Genomic DNA, 12,073 nt, shown 5'->3' with positions numbered 1-12,073 from the left:
GAGATCTAATGGATTTAAATAAACTTAACCAGGCGTTTACAGACGCAGGTCAACAAGTGTCTGACGCACAAGATGAGCGTCAAAAAATGATATTCGATAATTTGGCTAAGCCAGGTACTCATTCTGACGAAGAAATGACCAATATCAAAAATAAAATAAACAACTTGGTAGCTACTCGTGATTTAGCTAAGGACGCCTTAGAAGACGCCCGTAAGAATGCGGAAGTTATTAAAATTAACAATCCAGAGCCGCATAAGGTTGCTGGCATGCACGAAAAATATGATCAAAAGCCAGAGGTTGTTTTTGCTAAAAATGTCCGTGGCTTGATTAAAGGCGACCCTAAAATCGTTAACTTAGCTACCTCATCGACTGACGAGTCTGGCAATGCCATTGGCTTAGTCATTCCGCAAGATATTCAAACTGCCATTCATACTTTGGTTCGTCAATATGATTCTTTGCAGCAATACGTTAAAGTTGAAAATGTTTCAACGGCTACCGGTTCTCGTGTTTATGAAAAGTGGGCTGACATTTTGCCATTAGCTGAACTTGATGATGAATCAGCGACGATTGGTGACAATGATGATCCTAAATTGACGCCTGTTAAATATATTATCAAGCGTTTCGCTGGTATCACGACCGCAACTAACTCGCTGTTAAATGATTCTGATCAAAATATTTTAGAGTGGCTTGAAGGCTGGATTGCTAAGAAGGTTGTGGTTACTCGTAACCAGAAAATCATCGCCGCAATGGCAGCTGCACCTTCTAAGCCGTCACTTTCCAAGTTTGATGACATCATTGATTTGATCAACACTGCCGTTGATCCAGCCATCAAGGCTACTTCGTTCTTGTTGACTAACGTTTCCGGCTGCAATGCACTTTGTAAAGTCAAAGATGCTATGGGACAGTATCTTCTCACGCCTAACCCACAGAATCCAGATGAAATGGTTATTAAAGGCAAGCGTGTTGTTATGGTCGCTGACCGTTGGCTTCCATCTGCAGGTACAGCTAATGCGCCAGTATATCCGCTGTATTACGGGGATGCTAGCCAAGCGATTACTTTGTTTGACCGTCAAAATATGTCTCTGCTCTCTACTAATATTGGTGCAGGTGCATTCGAGCACGATCAGACTAAGATTCGTGTTATTGATCGTTTTGATGTTGAGCCAACTGATACTGAAGCCTTTGTTGCTGGTTCGTTCACTGCAATTGCAGACCAGAAAGCAAACTTCGCAGCAGCCACTCCGGCAGGCAATTAATTCAATTTAAAGATATGGCTTAACCATACGAATGGGTGTGATGCCCGTTAGAAAGGAGGCTTATGGCTATTTCAAACGTAACGCTTGACAGTTTCAAGACTAGTGAGCGTGTTGATGTAGATACCGACGACAATTTAATAAAGAGCTATATATCGGCTGCGGAAAATTATGTGATTAATGCCATCGGAGAAGATGATGGCAAATTTTATCAATTGTCAGATGTTCAAGACTTGTTTTCTACCGCTGTTCAAGCGATGGCGGCTGCCTACTATCAACAGCGTTCGGCATTGTCAGGCTCTCCGGTTACACCTGTTTCGTTGGTGTCAGATTCTATCATTGCTCAATTGCGGGCTAGATATGAATATTACATTCAAAATCCAGAAGGTAACGACGATGACAAGCAGACCGTATAATCTAACACGACGTGGGTCTTTTGGTCAGAATCAGCAAGTACCAAATAAGGCAGGCGGTTTCAGTTATCAATTTATTTCTAGTTTTCAACGCTGGTATGGTGTTCGCAGACGAACCATGAACCAGAATTACCAGATTTACGGTAGCGAATTGCAAGACACGATTGACATCATCATCAGACATGATCCAACGGTAAATAGTAAGTTTACTTTTCAAACTAAGAATGGCACTCAATATCAAATAGTCTCTATTTCACCCGATGAAACAGACGGCTTAAATACATTTGATATTTTGACCTTAAAGAAGATTGAAGGTAAGACTAATGGACGCTAGTTTGGGTTTAGATGACATATTCGAAAACTTGCAAAAGGCTTATGATTTATCGCCCGAAGAACAATCTAAAATCACTCTAGCAGGCGCAAAAGTACTGCAAAAACGCTTAGCCGAGTATATTAGGCAACACCACTATCGTCAGCGCAAACTCGGCAAGGAACCACATTTGGCTGAAACGATAATTGTTGATAATCACAATCCAGACGGCGAACTTGATGGCTCGTCTGCAGTGGGTTGGCCTGCTGCTCCGGCTCGTGAAGGCGGTCTAGGTTACATTGCCCGTTTCTTAAGTGATGGAACTAAATACATCAAGGGTGATGATTTCTTAGATAGGGTCAGAAACTCTTGTGATGATGAAATAACTCGAGCTGAAAACGATGAGTACCAAACAATCTTACAAGAAAAGGGGTATGAGGGCTCATGAGTGTAGTTGATGACGCAAGCGACTTGATCAAGTCCGCACACTTCTCATGGATAGATAATGTCTATCCTTTTTTTATACCAAAAGATAATTTAGACGATGCTGATACGACTGATTGTTTGGTTACAGAGAACATCGGCAACGAACCAGAAACTTATGGCGGTAATGATTTTCAACAAGTTTTGCAAGGCGTAGAAATACGTCTTTTTTATTCGCTTAATTTTAACTACGACGTTGATGAATGTGAAATCACACTGATGAAACTATTTAGACAAAATGACTGGTATTTACAAACGCCAGACGCTCGTTACACAGACCCCGACACAGGCCAAGCCATTAAGGCAATTTATGTGTCTCGAAATAAGAATTTATAGGAGGTAGCTATGGCTACAATAGGTTTAAAACTTGTCCAACTCGCTTTAATTGGTTCAGATGGAAACATCGTTAAGGACGCAACTAAAGGATTAGACGCTAGCGGTGTTTACACACCTGATCAAGGATTGTTTACGGCAACGACAGCTAACATTACAGGACTCGAAGCGGCTGCAACTAAAGTTTATGGAAATAACCGTGTTGTTGATTTGCAACATGCTGAAGGTAACGCTTCAGTTTCTTTGATTTTTAATGCATTGCCTCACGACGTTTTGATGAAGGCACTCGGCTATACATCAGATGGAAAGGGCGGATACGTCAAGGGCGATAAGCCGAAAATCGCTTTGCTAATTACTTCTGATGCTTTAGGCGAAGATGGTCAAGTTTACTTTGGATTCAGGTCGGGCGAGCTGATTCGGACAACATTGAACCATGCGACTAATACGGCTACTGAAGCTCGTGCACTCGATGATTTGACATATACACCACTTGATGTTGAAGGTTGGAACAGCACTCCAGCTAAAATGTATTACTCAAACGAAACGACGTTTGATAAAAATGCCATGATGGCCGATGTATTTCCTGGTTATGCAGCAACTGCATCATCTGCATCATCTACAACAACTGGTAATTAATTAAACAAAGTATCCGAAAGGATGCTTCTTGAAGCTCAATCAGCCCATTCTCCACTGGTTGAGCATCAAGAGCATCTTTTTTAGTGCTCAAAAAAAGGAGAAAAAATGCAGTTAACTATAAAAGTCCCAGAATTAGATAACAAAGAGTTCAATTTTAGCGATTCAACTAAGAATATTAAGTTGATTACTAAATTAATGAAGAAATCTTTTGAAGCACAAGTTCAAGCTGAGCAAGAATCTGATGAAAAATTGCCTGATTTTTCAAAAATGACAGATGAAGAACTTGATCAATATAATTTAGACAACACTAAAAAAAGCATTAAAGCTTTAGGCGAGCAATTAAAGACTATTGATGAATTAATTGATACATTTGCTCAAATATTTAAATTAAATAAGAAACAGGCGTCTGTTTTAGAAGACTTATCATTTCAATCTCTAGGCGAATTAACTGTTCATGTATCTACGCGCTTAAATAACCCTGATATGACTGAAGATGATTACTGGGAAATCAGAAACACTGATACAGCAAAAAAATTACAGCCCGAAAAGGGCTCGCAGACTACAAAAACCAATTAACCGATTTATTGTTATTTGAAAAACAATGTATGACCAATATGGGTATGGGCTTAAATGAAATCGAAAACAGCAGTTTCTATGATTTGATCGAGGTTTTGAATTCCAAAGAAACAGATATAATTAGTGACCCATTAGATATATTCAAGTCTTATCACAATGGTTAAGAAAGGAGCAATTTATGCCAAGAATTTCACGTGATGGCGTTAATAAAATAAATTTAGACGGTAGCGAAGCCGTCCAGTCTTTAAAATCTTTGAGGGCTGAAATATCGTCAACTACTGCTGAAATGAAGGCACAGGTTGCTACTTTAAAAGCCAGCGGTGACGCACTTGGTTCAGCTAAGGCACACTATGATGGCTTATCCAGTTCGATCGACAAGCAAAAGAATTTATTGACCGCTATCAAGTCCAGCATGGACAACGAGGCACAAGCTACTAGCAAAAATAGTGACGCCTATGCACGTTTGGAACGCCAGTATAATAGCGCTCAAACTAAACTCATATCTTTAACTAATCAGCAGGAAAAAGCTAAGAACAGCCTTGAATATCAGCAATCGGGCTTAGCTAAGCTAAATGACCAGTTAAAGAGTTCGAGTTCCTTGACTGACAGCTACGTCAATGTTTTAAAAGCACAGGGCAGAGAATCAGAAGCTATTAAAGCACAAATAGGCGGATTGGCTGAGCAGCAAAGTAAATTAAGGCAGATTTACAGCAAGCAAGTCGATGAATTAAATCGCTTGAAGAACGCTGAAGGCGATAATGCCGAAGCTATTAACCGACAGACTGTTCGAGTAAACGAAACAGCCGCTAAAATGGCTCATGCAACATCTGAAGCAAAAGATTTACGTGAGCAGTTTTCAAAAAGAGCAAGCAATAGCTTTTTATCAGGAATAGCAAGCGGATTTGATAATTACAACGAAAAGGTTCAAAAAGCTAAAGAACGTACCGAACGATTTAAGGATATAATCGGTGGTACTTTAGTGGCTCGTGGTATTTATAATGCTATTAGCCAATTTTCAGGGCAAATTAAAAGCGTTGCTGAAAACGGTATGGAAGCCGCAAAAGCTGGCGAAGAAATCGCTGCAAAGTGGAGCAATCTTGGTATATCGACAGATGGTGTACAGAAATTAGCTGCACAAGTTGCCTTGCTAAAAGAAAACTCTAACTTAACAGGTCAAGCCGTTGCCAATATGCAAACAAGGTTTTATGACCAAACACACAGCGTCGAAGAAACTCAAAAACTAGCACAAGGTGTTGCTTCACTTGCTGACCAATTAAAGATGACACAGTCACAAGCTGACGGCTTTTCTGCTGGATTAGCTAGGATAGAATCAGCTGGCAAAGTTACTAGAACTTCACTTGGCAGGTTAGAAAAACAAGCGCCTGGGTTAACTACGGCATTGCAACAAGCATCGGGTATGAGCCAAGACGCATTCAGTAAATTAGTGTCATCTGGTAAGATGACCGCTAATCAGTTTAATGATATTCTGTCTAAAGCTGGCAATAACTTTAATGAAAACGCCAAAAAGTTCAACGAAACTAGTGACGGCGCTAGTCACCATTTGCAAACAGTGTGGGCTGATACTCAAAAGAAGTTAATGACACCGTTAGTTAAGGTAGAAGCAACTGGTTTGAGTAGTCTAAGCAAAGCATTGGATAATGCTCAAACACAAAATGCTGTTAATGAATTAGGACGGGGATTGGCTAACGTAGCTGAAAATCTAACTAAAGGTGTTGACTATTTAGTAGCTCACGAAAAAGACATTGGCAGTTCAGTTGATAGTGTTTATAAAATAACTAAGTATTTTGGTGAGGGTGCTTGGTCTGTTGCTTCAGGAATGATCAAGGGCGTTAGTAATGCTTTTGGTGACTTATCTGGAAAATCAAAAGGTTCAGACGATATTTTGGATAATGTGGCTAGTGCTTTAAAAGGCATCGAAAGTCATAAATCAGCTATTGAAACAGTTGGTAAAATAGCTGCTGGTGTCTGGATAGCCGAAAAAGCGTTTGGTGTACTTAATTCAACGGTGGGCTTTGTCAATACGACATTAAAGACGCTAGATACTATTGGTGGTGGCATCAAGTGGGCTGCCAGTGTTTTGGGTATCAAGTCTGAAACAAAAGCCTTGCAAGAACAAAATGCTGTTTTGATGGAAAATAACGCCTTATCATCAGGTGGTGGTTCTGTCAGCAAAGTCGGCAACGCTGCAGAAACCGTTGAAAGTGACTTAAGCGGTGTAGAGCGTGGCGCCGGTAAAGAAGGTGGCTTATTAAACAGACTGGGCGGACGCTTTGGCAATATAGGCGGTAAGCTTGGAGGCTTAACACGTGCTGGCAAGTTACTCGGTGGTGGCGTTGGTTTATTTGACGTCATTAATTCAGGTATGGATTTAATCGGCACTAATAAACACAATGTTGGTGACCATGTTGGCGGAGCTGTTGGAAACTTGGGTGGAGCAGCTGCTGGTGCGGCTATTGGGACTGCTTTATTGCCAGGAATTGGTACAGCTATCGGTGCAGGAATCGGAGGACTTGGCGGCGATAAAATTGGTCGTGAAATTGGTAAATCCATTCAAAAAGGCTTATCTGGAAGTAAGATACACGTTCCAACAATAAGCATGAAATCGTCCTTGTCAAAGCTCGAAAGCGAATATAAGAGTTATTATTCAAACAAGCAAAAACAAGACGAGAAAGACATTAAAACGCTCTATAAAAACGGCGATATTTCTAAGGCTGAATATGAAAAACGGTTGAAGCAGGCTGAAGATGAAGGCAATAATCTCAACCGTTTTGAAAAAATGAGCCAGTCTGACCGTACCGCTGTGGCTAAGTATTATGCTCAGCAACGCCATTCGATCGAAGATACTTACAGTTCGCGTATCCAGTCCACTAAGAAAAAGTGGGATAACAAGATCCTTGAAGACGAGAACCATTATGGCATGAATTCGATTCAAGTCCAACGAGACGAAGAAAAGAAATCCAAAGCCGTTAAGGAGCTCGAATACAAAGAAAAGTCCGCTATCAATAAGCTGACTCTAAAAGACGCTACTTCGACTACAGTTGCTGAAGCTCGTTTACACACTACCTTAAATGGGAAAATTCAGTTAGCTGCTGATAAACAAAAAGATATTTTAACTAGATTGACCAAAGACAAGGGCAAACTATCTAATCAGCAATTACAGACAGCTGTTAACGAGGCTCAAAAAGAATATAAGGAAACTGTTAATTTAGCTGATAAAAAAGAAAAGGATACCTTTAAAGCAGCCTATAAACAGTATCAAGAAGTTACTAAAGCGGCTACTCGGCAAAGAAAAGAAGCTATTAGTGCTGCTAACGATCAGTATAAAAACACTGTTGCCGCTGCTAATCGCCAATTCAAAGGTCATTCACAATGGGCTGAGCAACAAAGAAAAGCTGTTATAAATAAGGCTAGAGATCAAAGAAACCAATCGACCAATGCGGCATGGGATCAATACAACAAGACTGTTGACCACGCTCAAAAACAGCAAAGCAAAGTCGATGACGCTGCTAGAAAACAGCATGATACAGTTATCAGCCATGCTAGAGACCAAAGAAACCAAGTAAACAGGGCGGCAAGCGACCAGTCCAAGGGTGTCATCACTCATGCTAGAAGGCAAGCTAATCACTCATCTTCAGCCAGTGGCAGTTTGGGACGTGGCTTACAGTCCATCTGGAAGAACATCTTAAGTTTCTTTCGTGGTTTAGTTAAGCCATTCGGTGTTAAGGTTTCCACACCTAAAGAGCGGTCTTATGCAGGCACAAATTACGGCGATCCATCATACGGCACATACGCTAATGGTGGAATCGTTAGTGCTTCTCGTGCATTAGTCGGTGAGGCAGGTGTCGAAGCTCGATATCAGCCATATTCAGGTAAGATTGATTTTCTCGGCACACACGGTGCTGAAATCGTCAGTTTGAACCCTGGTGACCATATTTTAAACGCTAGAGATACCGCTAAATTATTTAATGGTGGACTTGGTCATACTATGCCCGGATATGCTTCGGGAACTGATAGCCTTGGTTCGTTTATGTCATCTATATCTAAAGGTGCTATTAACATTTGGGACAATGTTTCAAGCGCTGCACAAGACGCACTTTCTAAGATAACTAATCCGGTTAAAACTCTAACTGGCATTGCTGATAAAGTGTTCAACATCAATTCAACTGATTCAGGTAGTGTCAGCCACGATGCCGCTCACGGAATGGTTAAAACAGGCATTGACGCAATTGGCAATTTTATTCAAAAACTTATCAACTCAATGTCATCAGGCAGTGTTGAATTACTTGACACTGATCACTACGATTTTAAAGCGATGGGCGCTGATAGTGGTGCTGATCCGTGGGGTTATTTTTATAAAGAGTGTGTTTCTTATGTAGCCGATATGCTGTCTAAAGCAGGCGCTCACGGATTTTCTCATTTAGGCAATGCCATTCAATGGGGCACACACGGTAGTAGCCATCACACGCCTCATGTTGGGGATGTTGCTTGGTTTAATGGCTCAAGTTATGGTGTTAATCCTGCATTCGGTCATGTTGCGATGGTTCGTGGCATTCATGGCGGCCAAGTTGATTTGTCACAATACAACATCGCTGGCAAACACTCATTTGATAAATCTACGATTCCGATTTCTTGGGTCGCTAAATTCTTGGACTTTGGTCAACATTTTGGCGGGTCGGGTACACAGCCTTCTGGTAGCCATGAGGATTGGCTGCGTGAAGCTGGCATTCATAGTCACTTAAACGAATATAATTACATCATTAATCATGAATCTGGTTGGGATCCGCACGCTACCAACCCGTCATCTGGTGCTTATGGCTTGCCACAAAGTTTGCCAGGAGCCAAGATGGCTAGCGCTGGCGGCGATTGGCGTAACAACCCGATCACACAGTTAAGATGGATGAAATCTTACGTTGATTCAGCTTATGGTGGAATATCAAATGCCTACCATTTTTGGTTGTCTCATCACGCTTACGCTAACGGTGGACTAGCTACTACGCCTTCTATTTTTGGCGAAGCAGGAGCGGAGATTGCCATTCCTTGGGCTGATGATAAGAAACCTAGGGCAATGGAACTGTTAGACCAAACGGCTCAACATTTCACTGGCAAGAGCTTAAATGTCAATCAAGATAATTCGAAAGTTGAAGAATTATTAGATCAAAATAATAAGTTGACTAATTTAGTTACTAATTTGTTAAGCGCTATTTTGGGCGAAACGCAAAAAGCTAATCAGCCATTAAGCGACTTAGTGAAAAATCGTATATCTAAAGACGTGATAAATAGGTATGGAAGGAGCATTAACTAATGTTTAAGTTAACGAACGCACACGGTGAAACAGTTGATTTAAATACAGACTCTTTGCGTGAATATACGCCGACGGGTTTGGGATTAGCTTTCAGCAACCAATATAGTGCTTATGAGAGTTATTTTATTCCGACCAAGCAAGTGCTAAATCAAGGCATTATGCAAGCAAATATCCAATTCGGTGATATAAGCAGTCAGTCTTACCAAACTTTTTCACAATTCGCTGAATTCCTATCATATCAACCATTAACGCTTGAATATACGACTGACGCTGGTACTTGGTATCGTGATGCTCAATTACAAGGCATGACGAAGACCGAGATAGGTGGTAGTACGGTCGGGGCTTTCGATAAATTAAACGAACAGTTCACTATCGAATTTATCAACAACTGGTACAACAACAAGACGGCGGAATATAAGAGTTATGATCCTGACCCTAATTTAGGGACTTACGGGAAAATATATTCGCTGAATAAGCCGTCTACTAATCCTGACAGAACCATAAATTCAGTCTTAATACACGACAATCAAGACGGCACTAATCAATTGTCAACAAAAATCTCAGCTCCATCATCTATAGTGGTCGTTGGAAATAGAAATGGCAACGTATACAATAAAAGCAATTTAGGCTATGCGAACTTGATCCTTGATTCGGAAATGCTTAATGGCTTACAGCCATCGTCTCAGCTTGGTTGGAATGCCGGCGGCGATTCAAACACCTCTATAATTTCAGGAGCTGGTCATAATGGCAAAAATGCTTTGCAGATTAAAAAGACCAGTACGAGTCCTTCGGTTGCTGTATCCGGCAATTTTGACGTGAAATTAGGTTCAACTTACTATTGGTCGGTCTGGTATAAAGTAACTTCAGCTTTAAGCCAACCAGCAAATGTTTATATTGAAGGAAGAGGCGGCACAGTTGGTCATGACACTGGATCCGAAAAAGAAGATTTCGTTCAAACAAACACATCAACTGGAAACTGGATACAAATAAAGGGTTCATATATCCCGACTAGTTCATCAACTAATTTCTTAAGATTAAGGTTTGAAAATTTAGGTACAGGAACAATCCTCTTTTCTGAACCGATGACAAATACCGGTAATCAGCTTAATGATTATATTTCTGATACAGTTGATCCGACAAAATGGTCTATAAGCATTCCCTCGGGTGATAGTTATACGATGACCATCAATTCCAACAGCTTTACTTTTAATGCGCTGGTTACTCCAGATCAATATGGACGATTGGCCAATTATGTTTATATCGAATCAACTAAGAATGCTAATGAAAAATCAATGTTACTAGTTAATGATTCAAATTATTTTGGCATGCAGAAAGGTTCACCTTGTTTGATTGAGATAGATGGTCCAGTAACTAATCCAAGCTGGTCGATTGTCCAAAACGGTATCATTATAGCTACCGACGCCTTTAGTTTAAGTCTTTCTAATAACCAAAAATTGTTAGTAAGCTCATATCCCGATGACCAATATGCTAGAGTCTATAATCCCGATGGTTCATATTCAGATGTAAGTCAATTACAAGATTTTACTAAAAGCAACTTTGTGCAGATCCCACAAGGAGAATCAACGGCGTTGTTTTATGTTGGCCAACAGGCCAACATAAACATAACTTTTAAAGAAGAGAGGCTACTGGTATGAGCTTGGCTTTACAAGCAACGATTTTTAAGCCGGATTTGACTATTCGTGGGATCTATCCTGTACTCATTTATGACTTGCACATGGATGCGCTGGCAAATACCAGTTCGACTTTCAGCTTAAATGATGGCAATAGCACCCAGATTGGTGATTACATTGCCGTGAAAATAGTTAATAGCAATAAATTAATCTACTATGGGCAAATAACGACAGTCGATAGTGATCAGACAACTAACGTTGATACGTTAACAGCTAACTATATCTGGAACTTATTAAATGGTGATATCATCGTCAAAAGCCGGTCGGGACAATCCTATGAAATTCACATTCAAAAGCTGATTAATCAATATATCAGTTCACAGACTAGCAGTGATATTTTTAGTGTGATCAACACACCGACAACGACCGCTTATGCCGTAACTAACTCAGAAGGTGTTTCAGTCAGCAATTTCATTGATTATCTGATTCGGGGCTTTAAACTGCACAATGTAATCTTAGATGTGGCTGATTTAAAGCAGGGAATATCAAATGGCATTCCTTTTTATTATCCAGAAATCAATATCCGACAAAATACCGATACCTGGAATTTTAAAAATGATGTTTATGCTTTTCAAAATTGGCAAGTTGCCGATAGTCGTCTGTTGCGTGGCTATAACAACGAGTTATGGATCGTTGACCAAGCTAGTGCCAATATGGAAGCACCAACAATATTAGCCAGATATTGGCTGACCAAATCAGGGTCGGTAGTCAAGAGTTTAACAAACGATGTTAGCCAACCGACTCAGGTTCAAATATCACTATTTGACAAAACACAGACTGATAATCCCAGCTACGATAGCATTGCCAATTCAACGCTGACAGCTAACGCTTACAGCCATGACATTCAATTCGACATGCCTTTAGACAACAATTTCTTTCCTTTAGACAAATTAAAACTCGGTTTACAGGCAAACATCTACTATAACAGCACCCAATATAAGTCGATATTGAGTGCTTTTTCTTTATCCAGCGATACGGAATTGATCCACGTTGAATTCGGCAATCTGCGTTTTGGCATAAATGATTTATTCGGAAATAATAATTAAGGAGCTATT

Annotated in this window: 11 protein-coding genes; all 11 read left to right on the top strand. The window is 40.4% G+C overall.

Annotation, left to right across the window (positions count from 1 at the left end):
* Positions 1-8: 8 nt before the first annotated feature.
* The 11 genes from ACKP2L_RS05315 to ACKP2L_RS05265 all read left to right on the top strand — a co-directional run bounded on the left by ACKP2L_RS05315 (position 9) and on the right by ACKP2L_RS05265 (position 12,064).
* Positions 9-1,256, top strand: a complete 1,248-nt coding sequence (locus ACKP2L_RS05315; RefSeq protein WP_439424832.1) for a phage major capsid protein — start codon at positions 9-11, stop codon at positions 1,254-1,256.
* A 62-nt stretch (positions 1,257-1,318) separates the two neighbouring features.
* Positions 1,319-1,669 (top strand): head-tail connector protein, encoded by a 351-nt coding sequence (locus ACKP2L_RS05310; protein ID WP_439424831.1) that lies wholly within the window; start codon positions 1,319-1,321, stop codon positions 1,667-1,669.
* Positions 1,650-2,000: a phage head closure protein gene (locus ACKP2L_RS05305; protein WP_439424830.1), complete on the top strand. Its 351-nt coding sequence runs from the start codon at positions 1,650-1,652 to the stop codon at positions 1,998-2,000. Before ACKP2L_RS05310 ends, ACKP2L_RS05305 begins: the two co-directional genes overlap by 20 nt.
* The gene (locus ACKP2L_RS05300) at positions 1,975-2,424 is read left to right on the top strand and encodes an HK97 gp10 family phage protein (RefSeq protein WP_439424829.1); all 450 of its coding nucleotides are present in this window, start codon (positions 1,975-1,977) and stop codon (positions 2,422-2,424) included. Before ACKP2L_RS05305 ends, ACKP2L_RS05300 begins: the two co-directional genes overlap by 26 nt.
* On the top strand, positions 2,421-2,795 hold the full coding sequence (locus ACKP2L_RS05295) for a DUF806 family protein (RefSeq protein ID WP_439424828.1): 375 nt from the start codon (positions 2,421-2,423) through the stop codon (positions 2,793-2,795). The genes ACKP2L_RS05300 and ACKP2L_RS05295 overlap by 4 nt, the downstream gene beginning before the upstream one ends.
* 9 nt (positions 2,796-2,804) lie before the next feature.
* Positions 2,805-3,428 carry a phage tail protein gene (locus tag ACKP2L_RS05290; protein WP_439424827.1) on the top strand — a complete coding sequence of 208 codons (624 nt, stop codon included), beginning with the start codon at positions 2,805-2,807 and terminating at the stop codon, positions 3,426-3,428.
* Positions 3,429-3,533: 105 nt separating this feature from the next.
* On the top strand, positions 3,534-4,004 hold the full coding sequence (locus tag ACKP2L_RS05285; RefSeq protein ID WP_439424826.1) for a phage tail tube assembly chaperone: 471 nt from the start codon (positions 3,534-3,536) through the stop codon (positions 4,002-4,004).
* A 29-nt stretch (positions 4,005-4,033) separates the two neighbouring features.
* Positions 4,034-4,168 (top strand): hypothetical protein, encoded by a 135-nt coding sequence (locus tag ACKP2L_RS05280; RefSeq protein ID WP_439424825.1) that lies wholly within the window; start codon positions 4,034-4,036, stop codon positions 4,166-4,168.
* A 14-nt stretch (positions 4,169-4,182) separates the two neighbouring features.
* Positions 4,183-9,327: a tape measure protein gene (locus ACKP2L_RS05275; protein ID WP_439424824.1), complete on the top strand. Its 5,145-nt coding sequence runs from the start codon at positions 4,183-4,185 to the stop codon at positions 9,325-9,327.
* Positions 9,327-10,982, top strand: a complete 1,656-nt coding sequence (locus ACKP2L_RS05270; RefSeq protein WP_439424823.1) for a phage distal tail protein domain-containing protein — start codon at positions 9,327-9,329, stop codon at positions 10,980-10,982. Before ACKP2L_RS05275 ends, ACKP2L_RS05270 begins: the two co-directional genes overlap by 1 nt.
* Complete coding sequence (locus ACKP2L_RS05265; protein WP_439424822.1) at positions 10,979-12,064, top strand: hypothetical protein; 1,086 nt, start codon at positions 10,979-10,981, stop codon at positions 12,062-12,064. The genes ACKP2L_RS05270 and ACKP2L_RS05265 overlap by 4 nt, the downstream gene beginning before the upstream one ends.
* The last annotated feature ends 9 nt before the right edge of the window (positions 12,065-12,073 follow it).

Origin of the sequence: Oenococcus alcoholitolerans (assembly GCF_051852995.1) — a bacterium.
GTDB lineage: Bacteria > Bacillota > Bacilli > Lactobacillales > Lactobacillaceae > Oenococcus > Oenococcus alcoholitolerans.
The sequence above is the reverse complement of the archived record's forward strand: the minus strand, read 5'-3'. Positions and strand labels throughout refer to the sequence as shown.

Coding starts and splice junctions, on each gene's coding strand:
- ACKP2L_RS05295 (WP_439424828.1), top strand. CDS start 2,421: ATGAGTGTAGTTGATGACGCAAGCGACTTGATCAAGTCCGCACACTTC.
- ACKP2L_RS05285 (WP_439424826.1), top strand. CDS start 3,534: ATGCAGTTAACTATAAAAGTCCCAGAATTAGATAACAAAGAGTTCAAT.
- ACKP2L_RS05280 (WP_439424825.1), top strand. CDS start 4,034: ATGACCAATATGGGTATGGGCTTAAATGAAATCGAAAACAGCAGTTTC.
- ACKP2L_RS05270 (WP_439424823.1), top strand. CDS start 9,327: ATGTTTAAGTTAACGAACGCACACGGTGAAACAGTTGATTTAAATACA.
- ACKP2L_RS05315 (WP_439424832.1), top strand. CDS start 9: ATGGATTTAAATAAACTTAACCAGGCGTTTACAGACGCAGGTCAACAA.
- ACKP2L_RS05265 (WP_439424822.1), top strand. CDS start 10,979: ATGAGCTTGGCTTTACAAGCAACGATTTTTAAGCCGGATTTGACTATT.
- ACKP2L_RS05275 (WP_439424824.1), top strand. CDS start 4,183: ATGCCAAGAATTTCACGTGATGGCGTTAATAAAATAAATTTAGACGGT.
- ACKP2L_RS05305 (WP_439424830.1), top strand. CDS start 1,650: ATGACAAGCAGACCGTATAATCTAACACGACGTGGGTCTTTTGGTCAG.
- ACKP2L_RS05310 (WP_439424831.1), top strand. CDS start 1,319: ATGGCTATTTCAAACGTAACGCTTGACAGTTTCAAGACTAGTGAGCGT.
- ACKP2L_RS05290 (WP_439424827.1), top strand. CDS start 2,805: ATGGCTACAATAGGTTTAAAACTTGTCCAACTCGCTTTAATTGGTTCA.